Origin of the sequence: Sphingomonas crusticola (genome assembly GCF_003391115.1) — a bacterium.
Classification (GTDB): Bacteria; Pseudomonadota; Alphaproteobacteria; order Sphingomonadales; family Sphingomonadaceae; genus Sphingomonas_I; species Sphingomonas_I crusticola.
Window position 1 is genome coordinate 570,156 of record NZ_QTJP01000001.1, and the last position, 25,726, is coordinate 595,881.

Genomic DNA, 25,726 nt, shown 5'->3' on the forward strand with positions numbered 1-25,726 from the left:
AGGACGATGAGGCGCGCAGCCATCCTGCTCGCCGGGATGACGCTGGCGGCAATGCCGGCAATGATCGCGGCACAGGCGGGGGATGATCCCGCGCTCAACCCGCTCGGCCTGGCCAACGATGTCAAAGTCCTGTCGCCGCGTGACCCGTCGGTCCGCAAGGCGACGGCAATCGTCAACGGGACAATCATCACCGAGACGGATGTCGACCAGCGCCTCGCGCTTGTGCTCGCGTCGAGCGGCGGCCGCATCGGCGACGAGGAGCGGCAGCGACTGCGGCTGCAGGTTTTGTCGAACCTGATCGACGAGACGCTGCAGATCCAGGAGGCCGCCGCCAACAAGATCACCGTCGACAAAGCCGAAGTCGATCAATCCTTTGCCCGCGCCGGCGCCCAGTTCAAGCGCACCCCCGCCCAGTTCACCGAGATGATCCGCGCCATGGGATCGAGCCCGGCCTCGCTCAAGCGACAGATCGAAGGCGAGATGGCGTGGCGGCGCCTGCTCAGCCGTGAAGTCGAACCGTTCGTCAGCGTAAGCGACGAAGAGGTCAACCAGGTGATCGCGCGGATGAAGGCGTCCAAGGGCGCGCCCGAATATCACGTCTCGGAAATCTTCCTGTCGGCGACGCCGGCGACGGATCAGCAGGTGCTGGCGAACGCGCAGCGCATCGTCGAACAGCTCCGCCAGGGCGCCTCCTTCCCGGCCTATGCCCGGCAATATTCGGAAGCATCTACGGCCGCCGTCGGCGGCGATCTCGGCTGGGTGCGTGCCGAACAGCTTCCCGACGCGCTCGCCGCCCCGCTCAGGGAAATGGGCCCGGGGCAGCTCGCCGGCCCGTTGCCGGTTGGCGGCGGCTATTCGATCCTGGCGATGGTCGACAAACGCCAGGTGCTGACGACCGATCCGCGCGATGCGCTCGTCACGCTCAAGCAGGTGACGATCACCTTCCCCGCCAACACTGCCAAGGAACAGGCGCAGCCTAAGCTGACGGCGTTCACGGAGGATCTGAAGACGCTCAAGGGCTGCGGCCAGGTGACCGAGTTTGCCGCCAAGTGGCAGGCGGACGTCGTCGACAGCGACCAGATCAAGATCCGCGATCTCCCGCCCCAGCTCCAGCCGCTGCTGGTCGACATGCGGATCGGCGAGGCGACGCCCCCGTTCGGTGGATCCGAAGGCGGTATTCACAGCCTGGTGCTGTGCGGACGCGACGATCCGGCCGACAAGACCGTGCCATCGGCTGAAGAGGTTTCGAGCCAGATGACCGACGAGCGGGTCAACATGCGCGCGCGGCGCTACCTGCGCGACATCCGGCGCGATGCCGTCATCGAATATCGCTGAGGCGCTGCCGCCGCTGGCGCTGGCGCTCGGCGATCCCGCCGGCGTCGGCCCGGAGATCGCCGCCAAGGCTTGGGAGCAACGTGTCGCCGAGGGTCTGCGGCCGTTCTTCGTCGTTGGCGACATACGCTCGATCGAGGCGGTTTGGCGCGGGCCGATCGCGCGCATTTCCGACCCTTTCGAGGCCTCGTCCGCCTTCAATACCGGGCTGCCGCTGATCCAGCTGGAGGATGCGGGCGAGATCATCCCGGGCGAGCCCAACATCGCCGGGGCGCGCTGTTCGCTCGATTCGCTGGAACTTGCCGTCGGACTGGCCCGGTCGGGCGCGGCATCCGGACTGATTACCGGCCCGGTGTCCAAGGCCCAGCTTTATGGCATCGGTTTCGTCCACCCCGGCCAGACGGAATTCGTGGCCGAACGCTGCGGCGTGGCGCGCGAAAATGTCGTGATGATGCTGGCGGGGCCGAGCTTGCGGACCGTTCCGATCACGACGCATATCCCGCTCAAGGAGGTGCCCGACCACCTTTCGGCCGACCTGATCGTGTCGCGGGCGCGCACGACCGAACGCGGCTTGGCGCGTGATTTTGGGATCGCCCGGCCGCGCCTGGCGATTGCGGGGCTCAACCCCCATGCCGGCGAAGGCGGCGCGCTGGGACGCGAGGAGATCGACATCGTCATTCCCGCTTTGCAGCGGCTGCGCGACGAAGGGATCGAAATCGAGGGGCCCCTTGCCGCCGACACGATGTTCCATCCGCGCGCGCGTGCCCGTTACGATGCCGCGCTTTGCCTGTATCATGACCAGGCATTGATCCCGCTCAAGACGCTGCATTTCGACGAGGGCGTCAATGTCACGCTCGGCCTGCCGATCGTGCGCACCTCGCCCGATCATGGCACCGCCTTCGGCATCGCCGGGCAGGATATGGCCGATCCCGGCGCCATGATCGCCGCCATCCGCCTGGCCAGCCAGTGCGCGGAGAATCGCGCCCGCGCGCAATGAAGCGGCTCCTGTCGTGAAGCTTGACCTGCCGCCGCTGCGCGAGGTGATCGCCCGCCATGGGCTCACCGCCGAAAAGTCGCTGGGCCAGAATTTCCTGTTCGACAGCCAGTTGCTCGATCGCATCGCGCGCGTGCCCGGATCGCTGGACGGTGCCAACGTCTATGAGGTCGGGCCCGGGCCAGGCGGCCTGACGCGCGCGCTGATCGGTGCCGGCGCGCATGTCACGGCGGTCGAGCGCGACCGCCGCTGCTTGCCCGCGCTGGCGGAATTGAGCGCGGTGGCGCCGGGCCGGCTGGAGGTGATCCAGGGCGACGCGCTTGCGATCGACGAGGCCGCCACGGTCGGCGATGGCGCGCATATCGTCGCCAACCTGCCCTATAATGTCGGCACTGCCTTGCTGGTCCGCTGGCTGAGCGGGGAAAGCTGGCCGCCATTCTGGCGATCGCTGACCTTGATGTTCCAGAAGGAGGTCGCCGAGCGGATCGTCGCGACGCCCGACAGCGACCATTATGGCCGGCTCGCGGTGCTGGCCCAATGGCGCGCGACGCCCAGGATCGCTCTCCCCGTTCACCGATCGGCGTTTGTGCCCCCGCCCAAGGTGATGTCGGCGGTGGTCCATATCGTCCCGGCAGCGCAGCCCGAAGGCGTTCGGTTCGCCATGCTGGAACGGCTTACCGCCGCCGCCTTCGGCCAGCGCCGCAAGATGCTGCGCCAGAGCCTCAAGGGCCTGCCCGGTGGCCTGGCGGCGCTGGAAAAAGTCGGGATCGACCCGACCCGGCGCGCCGAGACGCTGAGCGTGGACGATTTCGTCGCGGTCGCGCGAGAGCTGAGTTAGCGCGGGCGGGCCGACCTGCGCCATGGCCTTCCGGAACGGCGGCGGACCTCGCTCGCCTGAAGGGAAAATAAAAAACACCAGAAACGAACTTGATGATTTGGAACGTGCATCGACCCGCGCATGCCCGCTGACGCAACGGGGATCAGGCCGCGACGTCGTGCGGGCCGAAGCCCGACCCTGCGATGTCGTTACCCACACCAATTTGAGAAAGAGCCGGACACAGCAATGGGCCGATAGTGGCAGACCGCAAGCCTTTGGCGCTTGTACGTCTTATGCGTACATTTGTCAATCCAGATTTCCATCCCCCGATCGCTCGTATCGGGATAAACCGATAAGTCTTGCCGGCCGCGTAATAATCGGATAATCCCGATGTATGAAGCAGGATTCTGCGATCGCCGCGCTGGCGGCTCTGGCCCACCCAACCCGGCTCAACGCTTTTCGCACGCTTGTCCAGCACGAGCCGAAGGGCTTGCCAACCGGTGCGCTGGTCGAGGCGAGCGGTCTTACGCAAAGTACTTTTTCGACCCACCTTGCCGTGCTCGCGAAATCGGGGTTGGTGATTGCGGAGCGAAGCGGCCGCCAACAGATTCAGCGCGCCAACATCGATGCGCTCCGCGACCTGATGACTTTCCTTGCCAAGGATTGTTGCCAGGGCCGCGCGGAGTTGTGCGAGCCCTTGCTCGCCGATCTAGCCTGCTGCTGAAGGACGGCCCCGTGACCGATATCGTCATTTACCACAATCCCGACTGTGGCACATCGCGCAACGTGCTGGCGCTGATCCGCAACTCGGGCGTCGAGCCGCACATCATCGAATATCTGAAGACGCCACCGGTCCGCGCGCTTCTCGTCGAGATGATCGAGCGCGCCGGCATGACGCCCCGCGAACTGCTGCGCGCAAAGGGCACGCCCTATGCGGACCTCGGCCTCGACGACACTTCGCTCTCTGACGACGCACTGGTCGACGCGATGCTGGCGCACCCCATTCTCATCAACCGTCCGCTGGTGGTGACACCGCTCGGCGTGAAGCTCTGCCGCCCATCTGAGGTCGTGCTCGACATTCTGGCGGATGCGCAGCGCGGTGCACTCGCCAAAGAGGACGGTCAGCAGGTCGTCGACGAGGCGGGCCACCGCATTCCCGCGGCGTGAGCCGGCACGCGATCCTTGCCGAGGGGGCGGGTAGCGCCATGCTGTTCGCCGCGGTCGTCGGCTCCGGCATCATGGCCGAGCGGCTTGCCGGCGGGAATGTCGCCATCGCGCTCCTTGGCAACACGCTGGCAACCGGCGCGATGCTGTTCGTCCTCATCGCCATGCTCGGCCCGGTATCCGGTGCGCACATGAACCCGGCCGTTACGCTGATCATGCGGCTGCGCGGGCACATCCGCACGTCCACGGCGATTGCCTATGTCGTGGCTCAGCTGGTCGGCGGCATTCTCGGCGTCTGGATCACTCACCTGATGTTCGACGAGCCGATCATCCAGCTGTCGGGCCATGTTCGCAACGGTCCCGGACAGCTGATCGGCGAGGCGGTCGCGACCTTCGGTCTCGTCCTCACTATTCTCGGCACGAAGAAGACGCGGCCAACGAGCATCCCGGCCAGCGTCGCGCTATACATCACGGCCGCCTACTGGTTCACGTCATCGACGAGCTTCGCCAACCCGGCGATCACGATCGCGCGATCGCTGAGCGACAGCTTCGCCGGCATTGCGCCCGTAGGCGTCCCAGCCTTCATCGCCGCTCAGCTTACCGGCGCGGTCGCCGCCCATTTAGCCGCCGACGCGATTTTCTCAGAATCATCCGGCGAGACGGCATGAGCCGGATCGCGGTCTGGCCCGCCCGGCAGGGTGCGCGCAATGTCATCCGCCTCGGCCTCGAAGCCGTGCATTTTTGGACCGACCGGCCAGTCGGTTTCGCCGGACTCGCCGCCTGCCCCGTCAAGGATTTCCGATGAGCCGCGTCCGCATCCTGCCCGATCCCGATCACATGCCGGCGCTTGACCCCAGCTTCGCGGTGCGACGGCCGGCGACCGGCCTCGGCGATGACCAGCCGCCACCCCGCATCCTGCTGCTTTACGGATCGCTGCGAGAGCGTTCCTTCTCGCGCCTGGCGGTTGAGGAAGCCGCGCGCCTGCTTCGCTTTTTCGGGGCGGAGCCGCGCATTTTCGACCCGTCGGATCTGCCGCTGCCCGACCAGTATCCGGGCGACGACCATCCCGCCGTCCACGAGCTTCGCGCGCTGTCCATATGGTCCGAGGGGCATGTCTGGTGCAGCCCCGAGCGGCATGGTGCCGTATCCGGCATCATGAAGGCCCAGATCGACCACCTACCGCTTGAAATGAGGGGTATGCGTCCGACCCAAGGCCGAACGCTTGCAGTGATGCAAGTGTCTGGCGGCTCGCAATCCTTCAACGCGGTCAACGCTCTCCGCCTGCTCGGCCGCTGGATGCGCATGTTCACCATCCCGAACCAGTCGTCGGTCGCGATGGCCTACAAAGAATTTGATAAGACGGGCCGGATGAGGTCGTCCGCTTATTATGACCGTATCGTCGACGTGATGGAGGAACTGGTACGGATCACCGTGCTGATGCGTCCGCACGCCGCGCAGCTTGTCGACCGCTTTTCGGAGCGAAAGGCGGCTGGCACCCCTGTCCATTCCGAAGATCATGCGGCGGTTGCGATAAGCCGCTGAGTTAGCCCGGCAGCGGAAGCAGCCAAAATTTGAGCTTCAGGACGCAGATTTAAGAGCTGCCGTCAGCGGGCCGCTCAAGGTGGGCCGCTTAAACGGCCCCGCTTGCCCGGCCTATTGCTGCTTCTGGGTCTTGTCTTCCTCGCCCTTGGGCGGAACCTTGGTGGTCGCCTGCGCGGTCACGATCGCGGGCGGCGGCCCCTTGGCGATCGCAGCGCTCAGCGCGACGGCCGGTGCGCAGCTGCCCTTACAGAGTTGCTGGATGCGCGTGAGGTTGGCGCGGGCGCGCTCGACCGCGCCCTTCTGCACCATCGCCTCGCCCTGCCCGGCCAAGGCGACGATGTCGTTGGGATCGAGCGCGAGCGCGTCGCGGTAGAAGCGCACCGCCTTGCCTGGCAGGCCCTGCCCCTGCGCGACCCGCCCGAGCGCGACATAAGCGGCGCGGTTGCGCGGATCGATCGCGAGCGCGCTTTCCAGCATGTCGGCGGCGCCCGTAAAATTGCCCGACGCCCGCAACGCCTCACCCTGGTGAAGCAAGGCCAGGCTGCGCGCATCGATCTGGTCATCACGGCGCTGGCCGAGGCCGCTCGAAGACACGGTGGCGAGGCTGAGGGCGAGGACGATCACGGTAGGCGAGAAACGCATTAACAACTCCACAAAGCGGGATTGTCCCGGGTTTAGCATGGGGCGGTGAGCGCCGCGATGAAAAAGCCGTCCGTGGCATCGTATGCGGGCGTCAAACGACGGCCGAGACCATGACGCCGGCCGGCGGAGAGCGGATCGGCGGGCGCCCAGCCCGGATTGACCGCGAGGAAGGCGTCGACCTGTGCCTTGCCTTCCTCGTCGAGCAGCGAACAGACCGCATAGACCAAACGGCCGCCCGGTTTGACCAAAGTGGCGCCGATCGCGAGTACCTGCGCCTGGGTCTCCCGCAGCCGATCGAGCCGCGCCGGCGTGAGGCGCCAGCGCGCCTCCGGATTGCGCCGCCACGTGCCAGTACCCGAGCAGGGCGCGTCGATCAGCACAATGTCGGCGGCGGCGGCAAGGTCGCCCAGGCCCGCGCGTTCGCGGCCGGCATCGAGCAGGCGAAGCTGGATATTATGCGCGCCGGCACGCTCGGCGCGCGCCGGCAAGCGCGATAGCCGCGCGCGGTCGACATCACAGGCGATCAGATGGCCCTCGCCGCGCATTGCCGCGGCCAGAGCAAGCGTCTTGCCGCCCGCTCCTGCGCACAGATCGACCACATTCGCTCCCGGCGTGGCGCCGCAGGCGGCGGCGATCAGCTGGCTGCCTTCGTCCTGCACCTCGATCCGGCCCTGATTGAAGGCCGGCAGGGTTTCGACATTGGTGCCCTCAGGCAGGCGTAGCGCATCGGGCGACAATGAGCCGGGCACCGCGTCAGGGAGCTCCACCATGATCGCATCGCGCGTCGCCTTGAGGCGATTGACGCGCAGATCGAGCGGCGCGCGTCCGAGCAAAGCGGGCAACTCGTCCGGCCCCAGCGTCCCCGCCAATTTGTCGACGAGCCAGGCGGGCGCGATGCCGGCCGGTGCGGCTATCTCACCGGGGGCGATCGGCGCCGGGCAATGCGGCGATCCGTCAAACAAAGCGAGCAGTTCGGGACGGTCCCGAGCAAGTCCGATCAGGGCGGCGCGCCCGCTTTCCGGCACCTCGCCCGCGCGGCGAATGGCGGCATAAGCCAGTTCGCGCACGGCCCGACGATCCTTCGACCCGGCATAACGCCGCGTCTTGAAATAGCGCGCGATCAGCGTGTCGGCGGCCGCCCCGCCGGATCGGGCGGCGAAGGTCACCTGATCGATGATGTCGATCGCGGCCTGGAGGCGGGCGGAGGGAGTCATGCGAACCGACTGCCCTCCCCTGACACCTCCCGCAAGCGGGAGGTGGTTTTATTATCCCAGCGATGGATAATTGGGCGCCTCGCGCGTGATCGTGACGTCGTGGACATGGCTTTCGCGCAGGCCGGCGTTGGTGATGCGCACGAAACGGGCGCGCTGGCGCAATTCTTCGAGCGTCGCGGCGCCGGTATAGCCCATCGCCGCCTTCACGCCGCCGACGAGCTGATGGATCACGTCCTTGGCGGGGCCCTTATAGGGGACCTGGCCCTCGATACCTTCCGGCACCAGCTTTAGCTGATCGCGTACTTCCTGCTGGAAATAACGGTCCGCCGAGCCGCGCGCCATCGCGCCGACCGATCCCATGCCGCGATAGGATTTGAACGCACGCCCCTGATAAAGAAAGGTTTCTCCCGGCGCTTCATCGGTACCCGCCAGCAGCGAACCGACCATCACGCTGGATGCGCCCGCCGCGAGCGCCTTGGCGACGTCGCCGGAGGTGCGCAGGCCGCCATCGGCGATAATCGGCACGTTCGACTTCCACGCTTCCTCGGCCGCTTCCATCACGGCGGTTAGCTGCGGCACGCCGACACCGGCGACGACGCGGGTGGTGCAGATCGATCCCGGCCCGATGCCGACCTTGATCCCGTCCGCACCGGCATCGATCAGCGCGCGCGTCGCCTCCGCAGTGGCGACGTTGCCGGCGATGATCTGGATCGAATTGGACAGGCGCTTCACCCGCTCCACCGCGCGCGCGACTTCCTTGTTGTGACCATGCGCGGTGTCGATCACGATCAGATCGCATTCGGCGTCGACGAGCGCCTCGGTGCGGGCATAACCCTTATCGCCGACCGTGGTCGCGGCGGCGACGCGCAGGCGGCCGGTTCCGTCCTTGGTCGCGGTCGGATAGGTGACCGCTTTCTCGATATCCTTGACCGTGATCAGGCCGACGCAGCGATAGGCTTCGTCGACCACCAGCAGCTTTTCGATCCTGCGCTGGTGAAGCAGCCGCTGGGCATCGGCCGAGCTCACTCCGGCGCTGACCGTCGCGAGATTCTGGCTCGTCATCAGTTCGGCCACCGTCTGATCGGGACGCTCGGCAAAGCGCATGTCGCGATGGGTGAGGATGCCGACGAGCTTGCCGTTGGGCTCCACCACCGGGAAGCCGGAAATGTGATGGCGCTCCATCAAGGCGCGCGCCTCGGCCAGGGTCTGGGTGGGCGTCAGCGTGATCGGGTTTACGACCATGCCGCTTTCGAACCTTTTGACCGCGCGTACCGCGGCGGCCTGTTCCTCGATCTCGAGATTCCGGTGGAGGACGCCAATGCCGCCCAGCTGCGCCATCACGATCGCCATGTCGGCCTCGGTCACGGTGTCCATCGCCGACGACATGAAGGGGATCATGAGGCCGATTTCACGGGTCACGCGCGTGCTGGTGTCGGCTGCTGTCGGCAACACCTCCGACGCGCCGGGCCGGAGTAGCACGTCGTCAAAAGTAAGGCCGAGCTCGATGGTCATGAATCCCCGCGGATGTAAGAAGGATTCGGGGCCATATAGGCGGCGTATGGGCAGGACGCTAGGCCAGCCCGGCTCGCTTCAGCGCACGGCGCGCCGCATCGACATGCATCGTCTCGATCATCCGGCCGCGAAAACGCTCGGCGCCACCGGTCGCGGCAGCGATCAGGGCCTCGGCCTCCTCGATCTCCTGCGGGGAAGGACCGAAGACGCGGTTGGCAGCTTCGATCTGACCGGGGTGGATCAGGCTCTTGCCGTCGAAGCCGATCGCGCGGCCGGCACGGCAATCCGCCTCAAAGCCAGGCCCGTCGTCGAGGGCGTTGAACACGCCGTCCAGCGCCATTATTCCCGCCGCGCGCGCTGCCAGCACAATCGACTGCAGCGCCAGGCCGAGCCCTTCCCGTCCGGAACCGGCGGGCAGGCGCAAGCTTGCAGCGAGGTCGTTCGATCCGGCAAGCAGCCCCACGATTTGGCTTGACCCGGCAATCTCGCGGGCGGCGTAGACGCCCGCAGGCGTCTCGATCATGGCCATCAATGGCCTGGCGAGGCGGCCGGCGAGCGCTTCGGCATATTCCGGCAGTTCAACCTTGGGGACGACGATCAGGTCGAGGCCCGGCAAGCCCGCCAATGCCGCCACATCGGCTTCATGCCATGCTCCCGGCCCGTTGAGGCGCACCGCCAGCAGGCGCCCGCCCCAGTCCGTGCCTGCGGCGGCCACAGCACCCGCGCGCGCGGCATCCTTGTCAGCGTCGGCGACCGCATCCTCGAGATCGAGGATGACGAGATCGCAGGTCAGCGTTCGCGCCTTTTCTATGGCGCGTGGATTGGATGCCGGCAGGAATAATGCGGAGCGGATGGCGTCAAGCATGCGCGCATCTGTCCGAGCGGGCGGCGTGGCAAGTCGGGAAGGTGATGCTCATGGCGGCCGTGGCTATTGCAAGGTCGGGCTGTCCAGGTTGAGCTTGCTCAACGGTATCACGTCCGCCTTCACCCCTTTCGCCTGGAGCTTGGGCAGGAACTGGGCAGCATCACCCACCACGATCACGCTCGCGGGCTTCGGGTCGATCAATTCCTGCGAGACGCTTCGAACCTGGTCGGGCGTCACTGCGTTGACCGCCGCCGAATAGCGCGCGATTTCCGCCAGCGGCACGTCTTCCAGCACGAGCCCGGCCGCGTAGCCGGCCAGGCCATCGGTCGTCTCGACCTGACGACCGAACGCACCGATCAGAGTGGCCTTGCGGGCATCGAGCTCGGCCGTGGGCACCAGCTCGCTGCCCATCAATGTCATCTGGCTGTTGATCAGGTCGATGACGTCGGGCACCGTCTCATTCTTGGTCTGGGTCGATGCCGCGAGCGGGCCCGGGGCACGGCGCGCCTGGAAGGAGGATCCGGCGCCGTAAGCCAGCCCCCGTTTGACGCGGATCTCCTGATTGAGCCGCGCGCTGTAACCGCCGCCGAGCGCCTGTTCGGCCACGACCATCGGGTAATAACGCGGATCGTTGCGCGCAATCGTGACGCGCGCCAGCACCACGGCGGCCTGCGGAGACTGCGGCATATCGATCACCAGCGTGCTCGGCGCAGCCGGGGCGCCGGGCGCAGGAGGAGGCGCTGGCGGCGTGTTGGGCTTGGCCCAACCCCCGAACAGACGTTCGGCCACTTGCTGTGCTTGATCGGGGCTGATGTCGCCGGCCATCACCAGGGTCGTCGTGTCCGGCCGCCAATGAATTCCGTAGCCGGCAACGACGTCGTCGCGACGGATCGCGCCGAGCGAGGCGGGCGTGCCATTGGCCGGCCTGCCGTACGGCCCGAGCCCATAGACGGCGCGCGACGACACCATCGACGCGAGCTGGCCTGGTTCACTGTACGCCACCTTCAGGCCGTCAAGAGCCTGGCTACGCTCGCGCTCCAGTTCTTCCGGCTTGAAGGACGGATGCATCGCGACATCCGCGAATACGTTCATGGCGGGTGTGAGCTGGTCCGACTTGACGGTCAGCGACAGGAACATGCCGTCGCGCACCGCATCGCCGCCAATGGCACCGCCCAACGTCTCCACCTCGCGCACGATATCTGTCGCGGAGCGGGTCGCGGTACCCTTGGTGAGAAGGTCGGCGGTAAGCTCGGCGACGCCGCCGCGGCCAACCGGATCGGTCGAGGAGCCGCCGCCCGCAACCATATAGGCGGTGACGATCGGTAGCGCGTGCCGCTCGATCACGACCAGCCGCATGCCATTGGCAAGGCGACGCTCGACCGGGACCGGCAAGACGGGCGTCACCGGCGCACCCGGGGCGGGTGGCTGGACGCGCGCGTCGGCGCTGGCAGCCACCACGACCGGCACCTGCGGCGGAGCCACCAGCGGCGTCGTCGCGACCGTTGCCGCAACCGGCAGAGCGTCCGCCGCCGCGCCAGGGGCGGCCGGAAGATAGGTGATCGTCACCGCGCCATTGTCGGCCAGCAGCTTGCGCGCGACGCGCTGCACATCGGCGGCCGTGACCGCCTGAATCTGCGCGATGCGCTTATCGGCTGCATGCGGGTCCCGCTCGATGATGACGCTGGAAGCAAGCGTGCTCGCGCGCCCTTCGGCGGTTTCGCGCTCCTTGAGCGCCGAGGTCACGATCTGGTTCTTGACGCGCGTCAACTCGGCCGCCGCGACGGGCTTATCGCGGACCAGCGCGATCTCGCGGCGCAGCGCCGCTTCGACCGCTTCGGCAGTCTTGCCGCCGGCGACGATCGCATAGGCGGAGAACATGCCGGGCCCCTTGCGCAGATCGGCCGAGACCCCGGCTTCCGCCGCGACCTGATCGCGATAGACCAGGGATTGATAGAAACGTGCGCTCTCGCCGCCCGAAAGTATTCCGTCCAACACGTTGATGACGGCGTGATCGGGATCGGTCGCGGGGGGAAGCTGCCAGCTCAGGATCACGGCGGGCAGCGGCGTATTGGGGGCATGCAGCGTGTAGCGACGGCCGGCCGCGCGCGCCGGCTCGTTCACGAAATTATGCGGGATCGCCCAGCTCGGGCGCGCGACGGCACCGAAATATTTGTCCACCCACCTGTTGAGATCGGCAGGGTTGAAATTGCCGGAAACGACCAGCACCGCATTGTCGGGCCGGTAATATTGCGCGTGGAAGGCGCGGACGTCCTCGACCGTGGCGGCATCAAGATCGGCGATGCTGCCGATCGGCGAGCGGGCATAGGAGCTGACGGCATAGCTCGCCGCCGGGAGGTTAAGGCGAAACAGGCTGTCATAGGGGCGGGCGGCGTCGCCCCGCAGCTCTTCCTTCACCACGTCGCGTTCGGCCAGGAAGGTCGGCTGATCGATCACCAACGCACCCATCCGCTCCGCCTCCGCCCAGATCAGACGTTCGAGATGATTGGCGGGCGCAACCTCGTGATATTCGGTGAAATCGTCATCGGTCGAGGCATTGTTGTTGCCCCCGACATCCTCCGTCAGCCGGTCCATCGTCTCGGCCGGCATGTTGCGCGTCGCCTTGAACATGAGATGTTCGAACAGATGCGCGAAACCAGACCGGCCGCGCGGATCGTCGCGACCGCCGACATCGTACCAGACCTGGACCGAAACGCTGGTGCCGCTCGCATCGGGCATGGCGAAGACGCGCAGGCCGTTGGGCAGGGTACGCTCGGTGAAGGAGAGCGGCGCGATCGTGGCGGGCGCCGCGAGAACGGGAGCGGTGACCAGAAGGGCGCTGGCGAGCGCGGCGAGCGAAACGAGGCGCATGGATGCTCCTGACAGATGATCGCGCTTCGTGCGCCTAAGCTGCGGGGAAGAAAAGAGGCTTGGCGGCCGGCAACCACTCAGCCGGCATAGTCGTCCGCCAAGTCGCTGAACTTGGTGATGCGATTTTCAAACTTGAGCTTCACCTTGCCGGTCGCGCCATGGCGCTGCTTGGCGATGATCAGTTCGCACAAACCGAAGGCGCGTTCCATATCGCGCATCCATTGGTCATGCGCCTCGAACGACTTGGCATCGTCGCCCTCGCCCGGCCGTTTCGGCTCGCGCGCCGCGACATAATATTCCTCGCGATAGACGAACAGCACGATGTCGGCGTCCTGCTCGATCGACCCGGATTCGCGCAGATCCGACAATTGCGGCCGTTTGTCCTCGCGGCTTTCGACCGCGCGGCTGAGCTGGGACAAAGCCATCACCGGCACCGACAATTCCTTGGCGAGCTGTTTCAGGCCGCGGCTGATCTCGGAAATCTCCTGGACGCGGTTTTCGCCGGAATTCTTGCCCGAACCCTGCAGCAGCTGGAGGTAATCGACCACGATCATGCCGATCCCGCGCTGGCGCTTGAGCCGGCGCGCGCGGGTGCGCAGTGCCGCGATCGTCAGGCCGGGCGTATCGTCGATGTACAGCGGGAGATTCTCCAGCTCGGCGGCAGCGCGGGCAAGGTTGCGGAAATCCTGCTGGCTGATCTTGCCCATGCGCAGATTTTCGGAGCTGATCCCCGAATTCTCCGACAGGATGCGCGTCGCCAGCTGATCCGCCGACATTTCGAGGCTGAAGAAGGCGACCGCCGCACCGACCGACTTCTCGTCGGGAATGCCATCCTCGCGGTCGCGCGTCAGCCGGCGCGCGGCGTTGAAGGCGATGTTCGTGGCAAGCGAGGTCTTGCCCATGCCCGGGCGGCCAGCGAGGATGATCAGATCGGACGGGTGGAGGCCGCCCATCTTCGAGTTGACGCTGTCGAGCCCGGTCGTGACGCCCGAGACGTGCCCGCCCGAATTGAGCGCGCGCTCGGCCTGTTCGACGGCGAGTTTGGTCGCCTGGCCGAACGTCTTGACCGAACCCTGCTCGCCGCCCTCTTCCGCCACGCGGTAGAGCGCGACTTCGGCCTCCTCGATCTGGTTTTTCGGATCGACCGATTCGGACGTGTCGACCGCTTTCTCGACCATGTCGCGGCCAACGCCGATCAGCGCCCGCAGCAGAGCGAGATCATAGACCTGCGCGGCAAAATCGCGCGCGCCGATCAGGGCAGCGCCGGATCCGGTAAGCTGCGCCAGGTAGGACGGGCCGCCCAGTTCCTTAAGCTCGATGTCGGCTTCGAACATCGGCCGCAACGTGACCGGATTGGCGACCATATTGCGGTCGGTCATGCGCAGGATCGCTTCGTAGATCCGGCCATGCACCGGCTCGAAGAAATGTTCGGGGCGCAATTTGAGCTGGACGTCCTCCACCAGCCGGTTGTCGATCATGAGCGCGCCCAGCAGCGCCGCTTCCGCTTCGACATTCTGCGGAAGCGCCGGCGGTCCGCCTTCAGGCGGCTGCGTGGTCACTAATCTGATCGGTTCGGCCATAGGCTGATCAATGATGCAAAACGCGTCGCGCTGCCATGATTCTTCGGCCTGTGGATAACGGTAAAGGCGGGCATGTTTTGCCAAGCTGGGGGAGCGGCGATAAGCGGGGCGCATGGCGGACCCGCGCATCATTGCGATCGAACTGGACGACGACACCTTCCCGACGCGCGCGATCGAGATCGACCGCGAGCGCCAGGTTGCGATCCACGATTTGCTGGCCGGCAATCGCTTCGAACCCCGTCGGCCGATCGAACGGGGGTTTCACGGCCCCTATCGGGTGGGCCTGCGCGTCGAGGAAGGGCGGCTTGCGATCGATATCGCGGACGCCGACAAGCAGCCGCTGGAGACGATCAAGCTTGGGCTCACCCGCTTTCGGCGGCCGATCAAAGATTATTTTGCGATCTGCGAGAGCTATTTCCAGGCGCTCGGCCAGCAGGCGCAGCCGGCGCAGATCGAGACGATCGACATGGCCCGGCGGGCTATCCACAATGGCGGCGCCGAACTTTTGGTGGATTGTCTGGAGAATAAGGTGGCGATCGATTTCGAAACCGCGCGACGCCTGTTCACGTTGATCACGGCGCTGCACATTCGTGGCTGAGGTACCGATCGAGGATGTCGCCGGCCGCGTGCTGATCGACCATGCGCTGGATGCCGCGAAGAACGCGCATGCGCCTTATTCCAGATTTGCGGTCGGCGCCGCTTTGCTGCTGGACGATGGGACGATCATCCCCGGCACCAATTTCGAGAATGCGAGCTATGGCCTGTCGCTATGCGCCGAGACAGTGGCGTTGGCCGCGGCCAATGTCGCCGGGCGGCTCAAGCACGTGGTGGCGATCGGCATCGTCGGCGGCGCCATGACCGCGACGGGCATCGAGGGCGAAACCCCCATCTATCCGTGCGGCCGCTGCCGCCAGATTCTCAACGAGGCCGCCGACATGGGGCGCCGCGATATCATCATCTATTGCGGCTCGGCCGACGGGGCCGTCATGCGGCGCCATCTCCTGTCGGAACTGCTTCCGTTCGCGTTCGGCCCCGGCGATCTGGGAATTAGCTGACGTCGCGGATCTTGCGGGCCGCCAACCTCAACGAGCCGACGCGCCCTGCTCCTGCCTCAAGTCCGCCTCGAACTGCGCGCGCGCATCGCCGACCAGCTTGGGCAGGAGGTTTCGGTCGATGAAAGCCTCCGGCGATTCGTCCCGGCGCCGGGCGGCCCGGCCGAGCACGTCGGAAAGCTCCGGATGTGCGGTCAGCACGACGTCGGCCTTCATCGCCCCAAGGCGGGCGAAGGTCAGGCGATAATCGGCGACGATGCCCGGATAGCCCTTGTTGCCGATCAATTTGTTGCCCGCCGTGGTGATGCTGCATGGGAAAACGACTGCGAGGCGGCGCCCCTTGTCCTGAACAATGGTGCTCCAACTCGTGCAACCCGGTGTATGCCCCGGCGTCAGCGTCGCCTTCAACGCGATCGGCCCAAGCCGAACGACCTGGCCGTTGCTCACCAGCCCATCGACCTTCACCGGCGGAAAATCGGGAAGATCGTTGCTGTTCTCCACCCGGATATGGCCGCTCTCCAGGATTGGGCGGTCGGCGGCGCTGGCGAGCAATTTGGCGCCGCTGTCGCGCTTGAGCGCAGCCAGCCCCGCGGCGTGATCGAAATGCGCATGGGTGTTGAGCAATAGCTTCACGTCACGGACGCGGAAGCCAAGCTTGGCGATGTTGCGTTCGATCGCAGGCACATTCTGGGCCATGGTGCCGTCGATCAAGATATTACCGTGCGGCGAAACGAGCAGATAGGCTGCCAGCCCCTTGCTGCCGACATAATAGACGTTGCCGACGACGTGAAATGGCTCGGTCGGCTCATGCCATGCGGAAGGCCAATCCGCCTGCGCCGCCCCCGCCACCGTGAGCATTCCCCCAATCGCAATCGCAACCCCGATCCCGCGCATCTCGCTCCCCTTGCCCTTGGCCGCCTTTCCGGCAAAAGCCCTGTACCGTCTTAATCGCAGCGAGCGCCTTTATGTCCATCCAATCCGACCGCTGGATCCGCGAGCAGGCGCATAATCATGCCATGATCGAACCGTTCGTGGAGGCCCAGCGGCGCGATGGCTGCATCAGCTACGGCCTGTCGTCCTACGGTTACGACGCGCGTGTTTCGGACGAGTTCAAGATATTCACCAATGTCGACAATGCGTTGGTCGATCCGAAGGACTTCGCTCACAACAGCTTCGTCGACCGCAAGACACAAGTGTGCATCATCCCGCCCAACAGTTTCGCGCTCGCGCGCACGGTCGAATATTTCCGGGTGCCGCGCGACGTGCTCGTCATCTGCCTCGGCAAATCGACCTATGCACGCTGCGGCATCATCGTGAACGTGACGCCGCTGGAGCCCGGTTGGGAGGGACATGTGACGCTCGAATTCTCGAACACCACGCCCTTGCCGGCGAAAATCTATGCCAATGAAGGCGCCTGCCAGTTCCTGTTCCTCAAGGGCAATGAGCCGTGCGAGGTGAGCTATGCCGACCGGGCGGGGAAATATATGTCGCAGACCGGCGTGACGCTGCCACGGCTATGATGATGAAGCAGTTCACCGTACCCGCGCTGGCAGCGTTTGCGGGGCTGGCGATCGCGGCCACGCCCGTGCCCGGCTATCTCGATCAGGTGTTCGATCTCACGACGATCGTGCCCCCCGCCCCGGTCAAGGGCGACATACGCTACGCGGCCGACCGCAGGGTATTCAAGGCGACGCGGGCGATGCTCGATACGCCGCGCGGCCGACTCGCCACGGATGATGTCCCCTCGTCCGTGATCGAGGTCGAGAAGGATTTCAGCTGCGCCGCGGGAACGACATTGTCGCCGGAGGCGACGCCGGCCACGCATCGCCTGCTCGTTGCCGCCAATGCCGATACCGCGCGTGCCAACAATGCCGCCAAGGATCATTGGAAGCGGCTCCGCCCCTTCCTGATCGACAAGGGGCCGACCTGTGAGTCGAAGGAGGATCTGGCCAAAAGCTATGATTACCCATCGGGCCATACGACACGCGGCTGGACGTTCGGGCTAATCCTGTCCGAGCTCGAGCCGGACCGCGCGACGCCGATCCTGATCCGGGCACGCGCCTATGGCGAAAGTCGCATCGTCTGCGGCGCCCACAATATGAGCGCTGTCGATGCAGGCCGCACTGGCGCCTCAGCGACGATGCAGGCGATCCGCGCGACGGCCGCCTATCAGGCGGATCTCGTCGCAGCTCGCCGGGAATTGGTGGCGGCGCGCGCCAATCCGGCCTTGGCGCCCGAAGCCGGAGCCTGCTCGACCGAGATGGCGCTCAGCACCCCCTCAGTGCTCACGGGGCTGAGAAAATAGTCATGAAAAAGCGTTCATCCCTTGCCGGGGATGAGCGCGCCGAGGATGGGACGAACCCATTCGTCTTTCTTCATGTCCCAGACGATGAAGTCGCTGTCGAACTGCCAATAGGCCCAGGCAAAGCCGTGCCGTTCGGCCGAGCGGGCGACCGCGCTCGTCCACGCCACGCGCGAATTCATGTCTCCGCCCTCGCGTGCACCGAATTCGCCCAGCAGGATCGGCCGGTCGTGCGCCTTCGACCAGGCCGCAACCGTGTCGAAATCTTGATCGACCCGCGCACGCTCCTCCGGTGTACAGCAGGTCACGCCCGAGACATTGGCGAACTCGGGGACCCAGCTCGCGCCCTGGTGGGTGAAGCGCATCGGATCGTAATAATGAAAGGTTACGATGATGCGCCGGTCTTTCTCCGGCAGCTTCAGCGTATCGAGCTGATGAAAGTTGTTCCACTGGGTCGGCCCGATCACCAGCGTACGGGTGGGGTTGGTGGTACGCACCAGGGGAATCAACTCGCCCAGCATGGCATTCCATTTTGCCGCATCGAGCGGCGCGTGGGGTTCGTTCAAAAGCTCGAACAGGACATTGTCGCCGCGCTTGCGCAGGTGACGCGCCACCTGGGTCCAGAAGGCGATCAGCTTTGCATGGCAATCGTCCGGACGCTCGCTGCACAGATTGAAATCATGTTCGTCGACAATCACGTTGAGCCCGGCTTTCGTGGCACCGCTAATTGCCCAATCCAGCGTGCCGAGCCATTTGTCATCGAGCCGGTTGTGCGCGTCCATATGCGCGAACGACTGGAGCACGATCCGCACCGTCGAGAAGCCCGCGTCCCGGATCTTCTGGAAATGGTAGGCCTTGAAGCGACCTTGCCGGAAATCCTTCCACAGCGGATCGTAACCGATGATGTTGACCCCACGCCCCAAGGTGCGGTTCTGGTCCCAGGCGGAAGGTGCGGGAGGCGCGGCTTGCGCGGGGCTCATCCCCGCGGCGGCGAGTAGCAACCCGGCCAGCAAGCTCCACATCCTCCGCATAACGCTCTCCCTTATCTGCGCCTGTTGGTATGCCGTATGTTGCCGGGGCGGCCGCGTCGAGGTGCGGTGCGATCGCTGCGGTTGGGGCGTGACTGCGCCCCTGTGCCGTCGGCATTCTCCACTTCGAAGCGTAAGGCGCCGGAGATGGGATTGGCTTCCGCCAGCCGCAGCTTGAGCTTCATGCCGGACGTGTAACGCGTCCCGCTCTGCTCGCCTTCCAGCGCTTGCGACGCTTCATCGTAGCGGAAATATTCCCGGCCAAGCGTCGATACCGGCACCAGCCCATCGCCGCCCAGCCCTTCAACGGTGGCGAAGAAGCCGAACGGCTGCACGCCCGTAATGCGTGTGTGGACCAAATCGCCGACGCGGGTCGACAGATAGGCCGCCACATAACGATCGACCGTCTCCCGCTCGGCCTCCATCGCGCGGCGCTCGGCGGCGCTGATCGCCTCGCCGATCCGCACGAAGGCGTCCTCATCCTCCGCCGGCAGCCGCGTTTCCTTGACCGCAGGCGCGAGATTATAGGCACCGACCAGCGCGCGATGGACGAGCAAGTCGGCATAACGCCGGATCGGACTGGTGAAATGCGCATAGCTGCCAAGCGCTAGCCCGAAATGGCCGGCATTGGCGGGACCATAATAAGCCTGGGTTTGGGTACGCAGCACCTGTTCCATGATCTGCGGGCGCTCGTCGCGCTCCCCGACCCGCTCCAGCAATTGATTGAAGGTGTTGGGCTTGATCACCTGGCCCAGCGCGAAGCTGATGGCGAACGTATCGAGATATTCCTTGAGCGCCACCAGCTTCTCGCGACTTGGCGGCTCGTGGATGCGGTACATCACCGGCGCCTTCTTCGCCTCGAGCGCCTTGGCAGCAGCGACGTTGGCGGCGATCATATAATCCTCGATGAGCCGATGGGCATCGAGCCGCTCGCGCGGCGCGACCGAGAGGATGCGGCCTTTCTCGTCCAGCACGACGCGCCGCTCCGGCAGGTCCAAGTCCAGCGGCGCCCGCTTGTCGCGCGCCCTGGCAAGCGCTGCCCAACATGCCCACAATGGCTTGAGCGCTTCTTCAAGAAGAGGACCGCTGTCGGCATCGACCGCCGCCTGCGCATCCTCATAGGCGATGTTCGCGGCGACCCGGATAACCGCTCTGGTGAATTTCCAGCTTTTGAGCGCGCCATCTGCCGAAATGACGAGATGGCAGACGAGGGCCGCCCGATCCGCCCCCTGCTTGAGCGAGCAAATATCGGCGGACAATTCCTCCGGCAGCATCGGGACAACCCGATCGGGAAAATAGACGCTGTTGCCGCGCCGCCGCGCCTCGCGATCGAGATCGGAGCCCGGGCGGACGTAGAAACTAACGTCAGCAATCGCGACGATCGCCAGGAAGCCGCCCGGATTGGCGGGATCGTCGTCCGCCGTCGCCCAGACCGCATCGTCGTGGTCGCGCGCATCGGCAGGATCGATCGCGACGATCGGCAGATGGCGCAGATCCTCGCGCTGCTCACCGAGCGGTAGGTGGGCGACGCGGATCGCCTCGGCGATCGTGTCCTCGGAAAAGCGGTCCGGGATATTATGCTTGTGGATCGCGATCAGGCTGAAGCTGCGCGGCGCGAACGGTTCGCCCAGCCGCTCAACCACGCGCGCGGTTATACGCGGCGGCCGCCCCGCTTTCTCCGCCAAGACGAGATCCCCCGCCTGCGCCTCGCCGGCGTCGGACACCATCAACTCACGCCGTTCACGCTTGTCGACCGGCTTGAGCCACAACCGCTCCCCTTCCTGGTGGAGCACGCCGAGTACCTGTTCCTCGCCGCGCGCCAACCGTTTCATCGGATGCGCGACCCAGCCGTTGCCGGCCTCCTCGGTGCGCGCCAGGATCCTGTCTCCGGGGCCGAGCGCGCGTTCGCGCTTGCCGCGCTCGATCACGCGCAACCTGGGCGGAGGGCCGTCCGCATGCCAGCTCTCGGGCACGCCGAATGCCTGACCGTCATCGGCGACGTCGACGATGCGCAGCACCGTCACCTTGGGCACGCCGCCCATCTTGTGGAACGCACGACCCGGGGCGCTGTCGATCAGGCCTTCGTCGGCCATGTCCTTGAGCAGCGCCTTGAGCGCGATCTTCTCATTGCCGTGCAGCCCGAAGGCGCGCGCGATTTCGCGCTTGCCGGTGGGGGTCGCGCTGCTGGCGATCAGGTCGAGGATTTGCTGGCGGCTGGGCAGGCCAGGTGCGGGACGGCGAGGCATAGCGCATCCATAGGGCGGCTAAGCGCCGGGCGCCACTCAAGCCCCGCTGACAGCGGCAGCGGCCTCGGCTTATAACGAAACCAGGAAACGGGGGTTTGAATGATCCTGATCGGGCAATATGATTCGCCCTTCGTGCGTCGCGTGGCGATCACGCTCCAGCTCTATGATTTTTCCTACGAGCACCGGCCCTGGTCTGCCGTAGGCGATGCCGAGAGGATCGCGCGGGTCAGTCCGCTGATGCGCGTGCCGATCCTGATCGACGCGGATGGCGTGGCCATGACCGACAGCGGCACGATCGTTCAATTGCTCGATCATCTCGCCGGCGGCGGCGCCTTTCTCAACCGCAGCTGGCCGCAGCAGCGCGACGTGCTGCGCCTGGCGGCGTTTGCAACGGGTGTCGCCGATAAAGGCGTCGCCCTGATTTACGAACGCGCCTTCCATAAAGATGCGGTGCCGGCGTGGACCCAGCGGCTGCATCGGCAAATCGGCGATACTCTGGCCATGCTTGATCGCGAGCGCGCGTCACGCACGTCTTCCTGGCTGTTTGGCGATCGACTCAGCCATGCCGACATCATGCTCGGCGCTATGACCTGCTTTCTGCGCGAAGCGCATCCCGGCCTGTTCGACCTGGACAGCTACCGGGCGCTCCGGCGACATTGGGAGGCCTGCGAAATGCTGCCCGAATTCCGGAACGCTTATCAGGCTTTCAAATTAGGCGGTGCGGATTAGCCGCCGCCATTGATGGATGCCGTCATCCCGGACGTGTTACGGGACCCACTCCGCCATGATCTTCACAGCGGTAATTTTCTCAACGGTGGACCCCGGAACAAGCCCGGGGTGACGGAGGGATGGATTACCTAATCCGCGCCCAGCATGCCCTTGAGACGCGCAAAGAAGCCGCTGGTTTCGGGGCATTCCTCACCGGTTTCGGTGGCGCGGAATTCCTCGAGCAACTCCTTCTGACGCGCGGTCAGCCGCGTCGGCGTTTCCACCTCGATCTGCACGACCATATCGCCTTGTCCACGCCCGTTGAGCACCGGCATGCCCGCGCCGCGCTGGCGCAGCTGCTTGCCTGACTGGATACCCGCGGGAATGCGCAATTCGTGCGCCTGGCCGTCGAGACCGGGAACGGTGATCGAACCGCCCAGTGCCGCGGTGCTGAAGCTGATCGGCGCGCGCGCGAACAAGGTCGTGCCCTCGCGCTGGAACAGGCTGTGAGGACGAAGATGCAGGAAAATATAGAGGTCGCCCGCCGGCGCTCCGCGTGCGCCTGCCTCGCCCTCGCCCGTCATCCGGATGCGCGTGCCTTCGTCGACGCCCGGCGGAATCTTGACCTGGAGCGTCTTGGATTTCTCAACCCGGCCCTCGCCACGACATTGGGCGCAGGATTCGGCGATAACCTCGCCGCGGCCGTGGCAGGTCGGACAGACGCGCTCGACCACGAAGAAGCCCTGTTGCGCGCGTACCTTGCCATGACCATGGCAGGTCGCGCAGCCGCGCGCCGATGTGCCGGGCTTAGCCCCCGTGCCTTCGCACGTATCGCAGATCGCCGCGACATCGACCCGGATTTCCTCGGTCTTGCCGTGATAGGCATCGTCCAGCCCGATCTCGAGATCATAACGCAGGTCGGCGCCGCGCTGCACCGATGAACGGCCGCCGCCGCGGCCGCCGCCCATGAATTCGCCGAAGATATTCTCGAAAATGTCGGAGAAGCCCTCGAAGCCCTGACCTTGGCCTCCGCCACCACCATTCTGGAACGCGGCATGGCCAAAACGGTCATAAGCGGCACGCTTCTGCGGATCCTTGAGCACGTCATAGGCCTGGCTGATCGCCTTGAACTTGGCCTCGGATTTCTCGCAGCCCGGATTGCGATCCGGATGGCATTCCATTGCAAGGCGCCGATAGGACGACTTGATCGTCTTATCGTCGGCAGTCCGCTCGATCTCGAGCAGTTCGTAAAAATCAGTTTCGGCCATCGACTTCCCAGATGCGAAAGCCCCTCTTCCTTCCGGAAGAGGGGCTGGTCACGGTTCGCTTACTTCGTCTCGTCGACTTCCGAGAATTCGGCGTCGACCACATCCTCGTCTGCAGGCTTGTCAGCCTCACCCGAGGCGGCCGCAGCACCGGCGGCCTGCTCGGCCTGGTAGATGGTCTGGCCCATCTTCATCGCCACCTGCGTCAGCGCGTTCGTCTTTTCGGTCATCTGATCGGGATCGCCGCTCTCGACCGCCGTCTTGGCAGCCGCGATCGCGGTCTCGATCTCCGACTTGAGGCCGGCATCGAGCTTCGAGCCATGCTCGTTGAGCTGGCTCTCGGTCGAGTGGATCAGGCTTTCGGCATTGTTCTTCGCCTCAGCCGCGGCACGACGCTTCTTGTCCTCCTCGGCGAACTGCTCGGCATCCTTCACCATCTGATCGATGTCGGTGTCGGACAAGCCGCCCGAGGCCTGGATCTTGATCTGCTGCTCCTTGCCGGTGCCCTTGTCCTTGGCACTGACATTGACGATGCCGTTGGCGTCGATGTCGAACGTGACCTCGATCTGCGGCACGCCGCGCGGCGCCGGCGGGATGCCGACGAGATCGAACTGGCCGAGCATCTTGTTGTCGGCAGCCATCTCACGCTCACCCTGGAAGACGCGGATCGTGACGGCATTCTGATTGTCATCGGCCGTCGAATAGGTCTGCGACTTCTTGGTCGGAATGGTCGTGTTGCGATCGATCATGCGCGTCATAATACCGCCGAGCGTCTCGATGCCGAGCGACAGCGGGGTCACGTCGAGCAGCAGCACGTCCTTGACGTCACCCTGGAGCACGCCGGCCTGGACCGCAGCGCCGATCGCCACCACTTCGTCGGGGTTGACGCCGGTATGCGGCTCCTTGCCGAAGAAGGCCTTCACGGCGTCGCGCACCTTGGGCATGCGCGTCATGCCGCCGACGAGCACGACCTCGTCGATCTGATCGGCCTTGAGGCCGGCATCGGCGAGCGCCTTCTTCATCGGATCGATCGTGCGCTTGATCAGGTCATCGACCAGACGCTCCAGATCGGCGCGCGTGATCGTCTTGACGAGATGCTTCGGCCCGGTCGCGTCGGCGGTGATGAAGGGCAGATTGACCTCGGTCGTCTGGGTGGACGACAGCTCGATCTTGGCCTTTTCGGCGGCTTCCTTGAGGCGCTGGAGCGCGAGGCGATCCTTGGTGAGATCGATGCCTTCGCTCTTCTTGAACTCGTCGGCGAGATATTGGACGACCTTGGCGTCGAAATCCTCGCCGCCGAGGAAGGTGTCGCCGTTGGTCGACTTCACCTCGAACACGCCGTCGCCGATCTCGAGCACCGACACGTCGAACGTGCCGCCGCCAAGGTCATAGACCGCGATCGTCTTGTTGTTATCCTTCTCGAGCCCGTAGGCGAGCGCGGCCGCCGTCGGCTCGTTGATGATGCGCAGCACTTCGAGGCCCGCGATGCGGCCGGCGTCCTTGGTCGCCTGGCGCTGCGCGTCGTTGAAATAAGCCGGCACCGTGATGACCGCCTGGGTCACCGTCTCGCCAAGATAGCTCTCGGCGGTTTCCTTCATCTTCTGCAGGATGAAGGCGGAGATCTGGCTGGGCGAATAATCCTCGCCGCCCGCCTTGACCCATGCGTCGCCATTCGGGCCCTTGACGATGTGATAGGGAACCAGCTCGGTGTCCTTCTTGGTCACCGGATCGTCGAAGCGGCGGCCGATCAGGCGCTTCACTGCGAAAATCGTATTGTCGGGGTTGGTCACCGCCTGGCGCTTGGCCGGCTGACCGATCAGTCGCTCCCCATCCTTGGCGAAGGCGACGATCGAGGGCGTGGTGCGCGCCCCTTCGGCATTCTCGATAACCTTGGGCTTGCCACCTTCCATGACGGCGACGCAGCTGTTGGTCGTACCCAGGTCGATCCCGATAACTTTGGCCATTGTAATCCTCTTGTCGAATACCCTGTTCCAGCCGCCGGCACGCCCCCTCAACAGGCGGGCGCAACCGTTCCGGCGACGGCTTGCATGGGGGATATAGGGAGAGGAAAAGCCATCGCAAGACACGCAACGCATGCTGTTTCCGTGGGCGCCGGAAGCGACTAGAGCGACGGCATGACAATACGCGCCGCCCTCCTCGCCCCGCTTCTGCTGCTTGCGGCCTGCCATGGCCGCTCGTCGGAGCCCAAGGTGACGGATGCATGGGTGCGTCTTCCGGCCGTCACCGGCCAGCCCGCTGCCGCCTACTTCACGATCCGTGGCGGCCGCGGCGATGCCAAGCTGGTGCGCATGGAGAGCGCCCTCGCGGCCAAGACCGAGATGCACCAGAGCATGGCGGGAATGGCCGGCATGACGACGATGATGCCCCTGGATCACGTCGATGTACCGGCAAACGGCAAAGTCGAATTCAAGCCGGGTGGCAACCACGCAATGCTGATCGGGCTCGACCCGGTCGTGAAACCCGGCACCGGCGTACCGCTGCGCTTCGGCTTCGCCGATGGAACTACTGCGGAAGCCGAAGCCAAGACCGTCAGCGCCGGCGAGGATGCACCTTATTGAGATGGGTATCGCGCTG

The 25,726-nt window shown here is 65.5% G+C and carries 25 protein-coding genes; 14 read left to right on the forward strand and 11 right to left on the reverse strand.

What is annotated here, in order from left to right; genetic code table 11:
• The first annotated feature begins 6 nt into the window (after positions 1-6).
• From DX905_RS02710 to arsH, 8 genes are all read left to right on the forward strand, one after another.
• The gene (locus DX905_RS02710; RefSeq protein ID WP_116092275.1) at positions 7-1,335 is read left to right on the forward strand and encodes a peptidylprolyl isomerase; all 1,329 of its coding nucleotides are present in this window, start codon (positions 7-9) and stop codon (positions 1,333-1,335) included.
• The gene (gene pdxA, locus DX905_RS02715; RefSeq protein ID WP_116089957.1) at positions 1,313-2,329 is read left to right on the forward strand and encodes a 4-hydroxythreonine-4-phosphate dehydrogenase PdxA; all 1,017 of its coding nucleotides are present in this window, start codon (positions 1,313-1,315) and stop codon (positions 2,327-2,329) included. The genes DX905_RS02710 and pdxA overlap by 23 nt, the downstream gene beginning before the upstream one ends.
• 13 nt (positions 2,330-2,342) lie before the next feature.
• Entirely contained in the window at positions 2,343-3,164 is an 822-nt protein-coding gene (gene rsmA, locus DX905_RS02720; RefSeq protein ID WP_116089958.1) for a 16S rRNA (adenine(1518)-N(6)/adenine(1519)-N(6))-dimethyltransferase RsmA, read from the forward strand.
• A 373-nt stretch (positions 3,165-3,537) separates the two neighbouring features.
• Entirely contained in the window at positions 3,538-3,867 is a 330-nt protein-coding gene (locus DX905_RS02725) for an ArsR/SmtB family transcription factor (RefSeq protein WP_116089959.1), read from the forward strand.
• An 11-nt stretch (positions 3,868-3,878) separates the two neighbouring features.
• Entirely contained in the window at positions 3,879-4,310 is a 432-nt protein-coding gene (arsC, locus tag DX905_RS02730; RefSeq protein WP_116089960.1) for an arsenate reductase (glutaredoxin), read from the forward strand.
• Positions 4,307-4,975, forward strand: coding sequence for an aquaporin (locus DX905_RS02735; RefSeq protein WP_116089961.1), 669 nt, complete (start codon positions 4,307-4,309; stop codon positions 4,973-4,975). The genes arsC and DX905_RS02735 overlap by 4 nt, the downstream gene beginning before the upstream one ends.
• Positions 4,972-5,112, forward strand: a complete 141-nt coding sequence (locus tag DX905_RS15910) for a hypothetical protein (protein ID WP_162875423.1) — start codon at positions 4,972-4,974, stop codon at positions 5,110-5,112. The genes DX905_RS02735 and DX905_RS15910 overlap by 4 nt, the downstream gene beginning before the upstream one ends.
• Complete coding sequence (arsH, locus tag DX905_RS02740) at positions 5,109-5,849, forward strand: arsenical resistance protein ArsH (RefSeq protein ID WP_116089962.1); 741 nt, start codon at positions 5,109-5,111, stop codon at positions 5,847-5,849. Before DX905_RS15910 ends, arsH begins: the two co-directional genes overlap by 4 nt.
• 111 nt (positions 5,850-5,960) lie before the next feature.
• Here the strand turns inward: arsH and DX905_RS02745 are convergent, their stop codons facing one another.
• The 6 genes from DX905_RS02745 to DX905_RS02770 form a co-directional block, all read right to left on the reverse strand.
• Positions 5,961-6,491, reverse strand: coding sequence for a tetratricopeptide repeat protein (locus DX905_RS02745; protein ID WP_116089963.1), 531 nt, complete (start codon positions 6,489-6,491; stop codon positions 5,961-5,963).
• A 32-nt stretch (positions 6,492-6,523) separates the two neighbouring features.
• Positions 6,524-7,705 (reverse strand): RsmB/NOP family class I SAM-dependent RNA methyltransferase, encoded by a 1,182-nt coding sequence (locus DX905_RS02750; RefSeq protein ID WP_116089964.1) that lies wholly within the window; start codon positions 7,703-7,705, stop codon positions 6,524-6,526.
• A 51-nt stretch (positions 7,706-7,756) separates the two neighbouring features.
• The gene (guaB, locus tag DX905_RS02755; RefSeq protein WP_116089965.1) at positions 7,757-9,217 is read right to left on the reverse strand and encodes an IMP dehydrogenase; all 1,461 of its coding nucleotides are present in this window, start codon (positions 9,215-9,217) and stop codon (positions 7,757-7,759) included.
• Between the two features lie 58 nt (positions 9,218-9,275).
• Positions 9,276-10,082 carry an HpcH/HpaI aldolase/citrate lyase family protein gene (locus tag DX905_RS02760; protein ID WP_116089966.1) on the reverse strand — a complete coding sequence of 269 codons (807 nt, stop codon included), beginning with the start codon at positions 10,080-10,082 and terminating at the stop codon, positions 9,276-9,278.
• Between the two features lie 63 nt (positions 10,083-10,145).
• Complete coding sequence (locus DX905_RS02765) at positions 10,146-12,950, reverse strand: M16 family metallopeptidase (RefSeq protein WP_116089967.1); 2,805 nt, start codon at positions 12,948-12,950, stop codon at positions 10,146-10,148.
• 77 nt (positions 12,951-13,027) lie between these two features.
• A complete protein-coding gene (locus tag DX905_RS02770; RefSeq protein WP_116092276.1) occupies positions 13,028-14,530 on the reverse strand; it encodes a replicative DNA helicase in 1,503 nt (500 codons plus the stop codon).
• A gap of 112 nt (positions 14,531-14,642) precedes the next feature.
• Here DX905_RS02770 and DX905_RS02775 point away from each other — a divergent pair, with 112 nt between their 5' ends.
• Together DX905_RS02775 and DX905_RS02780 are read left to right on the forward strand one after the other, a co-directional pair.
• A complete protein-coding gene (locus tag DX905_RS02775) occupies positions 14,643-15,128 on the forward strand; it encodes a UPF0262 family protein (protein ID WP_116089968.1) in 486 nt (161 codons plus the stop codon).
• Entirely contained in the window at positions 15,121-15,585 is a 465-nt protein-coding gene (locus DX905_RS02780) for a cytidine deaminase (RefSeq protein ID WP_240320691.1), read from the forward strand. Before DX905_RS02775 ends, DX905_RS02780 begins: the two co-directional genes overlap by 8 nt.
• 27 nt (positions 15,586-15,612) lie before the next feature.
• On the opposite strand, the gene bla is transcribed toward DX905_RS02780, so the two are convergent.
• A complete protein-coding gene (bla, locus tag DX905_RS02785) occupies positions 15,613-16,476 on the reverse strand; it encodes a subclass B3 metallo-beta-lactamase (RefSeq protein WP_240320692.1) in 864 nt (287 codons plus the stop codon).
• Between the two features lie 71 nt (positions 16,477-16,547).
• On the opposite strand from bla, the gene dcd reads away from it, so the two are divergent.
• Positions 16,548-17,102, forward strand: coding sequence for a dCTP deaminase (gene dcd / locus DX905_RS02790; protein WP_116089969.1), 555 nt, complete (start codon positions 16,548-16,550; stop codon positions 17,100-17,102).
• Positions 17,103-17,104: 2 nt separating this feature from the next.
• Positions 17,105-17,887, forward strand: coding sequence for an acid phosphatase (locus DX905_RS02795; RefSeq protein WP_205412181.1), 783 nt, complete (start codon positions 17,105-17,107; stop codon positions 17,885-17,887).
• Between the two features lie 14 nt (positions 17,888-17,901).
• On the opposite strand, the gene DX905_RS02800 is transcribed toward DX905_RS02795, so the two are convergent.
• Positions 17,902-18,915: a glycoside hydrolase family 5 protein gene (locus tag DX905_RS02800; protein WP_240320693.1), complete on the reverse strand. Its 1,014-nt coding sequence runs from the start codon at positions 18,913-18,915 to the stop codon at positions 17,902-17,904.
• Positions 18,916-18,926: 11 nt separating this feature from the next.
• Entirely contained in the window at positions 18,927-21,158 is a 2,232-nt protein-coding gene (gene rnr, locus DX905_RS02805; protein ID WP_116089970.1) for a ribonuclease R, read from the reverse strand.
• Positions 21,159-21,257: 99 nt separating this feature from the next.
• Here rnr and DX905_RS02810 point away from each other — a divergent pair, with 99 nt between their 5' ends.
• Positions 21,258-21,887 carry a glutathione S-transferase family protein gene (locus tag DX905_RS02810; protein ID WP_116089971.1) on the forward strand — a complete coding sequence of 210 codons (630 nt, stop codon included), beginning with the start codon at positions 21,258-21,260 and terminating at the stop codon, positions 21,885-21,887.
• Between the two features lie 128 nt (positions 21,888-22,015).
• On the opposite strand, the gene dnaJ is transcribed toward DX905_RS02810, so the two are convergent.
• Complete coding sequence (dnaJ, locus tag DX905_RS02815) at positions 22,016-23,134, reverse strand: molecular chaperone DnaJ (protein ID WP_116089972.1); 1,119 nt, start codon at positions 23,132-23,134, stop codon at positions 22,016-22,018.
• Between the two features lie 59 nt (positions 23,135-23,193).
• Positions 23,194-25,095, reverse strand: coding sequence for a molecular chaperone DnaK (gene dnaK, locus DX905_RS02820; RefSeq protein ID WP_116089973.1), 1,902 nt, complete (start codon positions 25,093-25,095; stop codon positions 23,194-23,196).
• Between the two features lie 171 nt (positions 25,096-25,266).
• Here dnaK and DX905_RS02825 point away from each other — a divergent pair, with 171 nt between their 5' ends.
• Positions 25,267-25,710, forward strand: coding sequence for a copper chaperone PCu(A)C (locus DX905_RS02825; RefSeq protein WP_116089974.1), 444 nt, complete (start codon positions 25,267-25,269; stop codon positions 25,708-25,710).
• Positions 25,711-25,726: the final 16 nt, after the last annotated feature.

What these genes read in the sequence shown, in the direction of transcription:
- DX905_RS02765 (WP_116089967.1), bottom strand. Translation starts at nt 12,950, where the DNA reads ATGCGCCTCGTTTCGCTCGCCGCGCTCGCCAGCGCCCTTCTGGTCACC.
- rnr (WP_116089970.1), bottom strand. Translation starts at nt 21,158, where the DNA reads ATGCCTCGCCGTCCCGCACCTGGCCTGCCCAGCCGCCAGCAAATCCTC.
- guaB (WP_116089965.1), bottom strand. Translation starts at nt 9,217, where the DNA reads ATGACCATCGAGCTCGGCCTTACTTTTGACGACGTGCTACTCCGGCCC.
- arsH (WP_116089962.1), top strand. Translation starts at nt 5,109, where the DNA reads ATGAGCCGCGTCCGCATCCTGCCCGATCCCGATCACATGCCGGCGCTT.
- DX905_RS15910 (WP_162875423.1), top strand. Translation starts at nt 4,972, where the DNA reads ATGAGCCGGATCGCGGTCTGGCCCGCCCGGCAGGGTGCGCGCAATGTC.
- DX905_RS02825 (WP_116089974.1), top strand. Translation starts at nt 25,267, where the DNA reads ATGACAATACGCGCCGCCCTCCTCGCCCCGCTTCTGCTGCTTGCGGCC.
- DX905_RS02725 (WP_116089959.1), top strand. Translation starts at nt 3,538, where the DNA reads ATGAAGCAGGATTCTGCGATCGCCGCGCTGGCGGCTCTGGCCCACCCA.
- DX905_RS02710 (WP_116092275.1), top strand. Translation starts at nt 7, where the DNA reads ATGAGGCGCGCAGCCATCCTGCTCGCCGGGATGACGCTGGCGGCAATG.
- DX905_RS02760 (WP_116089966.1), bottom strand. Translation starts at nt 10,082, where the DNA reads ATGCTTGACGCCATCCGCTCCGCATTATTCCTGCCGGCATCCAATCCA.
- DX905_RS02795 (WP_205412181.1), top strand. Translation starts at nt 17,105, where the DNA reads ATGAAGCAGTTCACCGTACCCGCGCTGGCAGCGTTTGCGGGGCTGGCG.
- DX905_RS02810 (WP_116089971.1), top strand. Translation starts at nt 21,258, where the DNA reads ATGATCCTGATCGGGCAATATGATTCGCCCTTCGTGCGTCGCGTGGCG.
- DX905_RS02800 (WP_240320693.1), bottom strand. Translation starts at nt 18,915, where the DNA reads ATGCGGAGGATGTGGAGCTTGCTGGCCGGGTTGCTACTCGCCGCCGCG.
- dnaJ (WP_116089972.1), bottom strand. Translation starts at nt 23,134, where the DNA reads ATGGCCGAAACTGATTTTTACGAACTGCTCGAGATCGAGCGGACTGCC.
- DX905_RS02745 (WP_116089963.1), bottom strand. Translation starts at nt 6,491, where the DNA reads ATGCGTTTCTCGCCTACCGTGATCGTCCTCGCCCTCAGCCTCGCCACC.
- DX905_RS02750 (WP_116089964.1), bottom strand. Translation starts at nt 7,705, where the DNA reads ATGACTCCCTCCGCCCGCCTCCAGGCCGCGATCGACATCATCGATCAG.
- bla (WP_240320692.1), bottom strand. Translation starts at nt 16,476, where the DNA reads ATGCGCGGGATCGGGGTTGCGATTGCGATTGGGGGAATGCTCACGGTG.
- DX905_RS02775 (WP_116089968.1), top strand. Translation starts at nt 14,643, where the DNA reads ATGGCGGACCCGCGCATCATTGCGATCGAACTGGACGACGACACCTTC.
- pdxA (WP_116089957.1), top strand. Translation starts at nt 1,313, where the DNA reads ATGCCGTCATCGAATATCGCTGAGGCGCTGCCGCCGCTGGCGCTGGCG.
- DX905_RS02770 (WP_116092276.1), bottom strand. Translation starts at nt 14,530, where the DNA reads ATGGCCGAACCGATCAGATTAGTGACCACGCAGCCGCCTGAAGGCGGA.
- dnaK (WP_116089973.1), bottom strand. Translation starts at nt 25,095, where the DNA reads ATGGCCAAAGTTATCGGGATCGACCTGGGTACGACCAACAGCTGCGTC.
- dcd (WP_116089969.1), top strand. Translation starts at nt 16,548, where the DNA reads ATGTCCATCCAATCCGACCGCTGGATCCGCGAGCAGGCGCATAATCAT.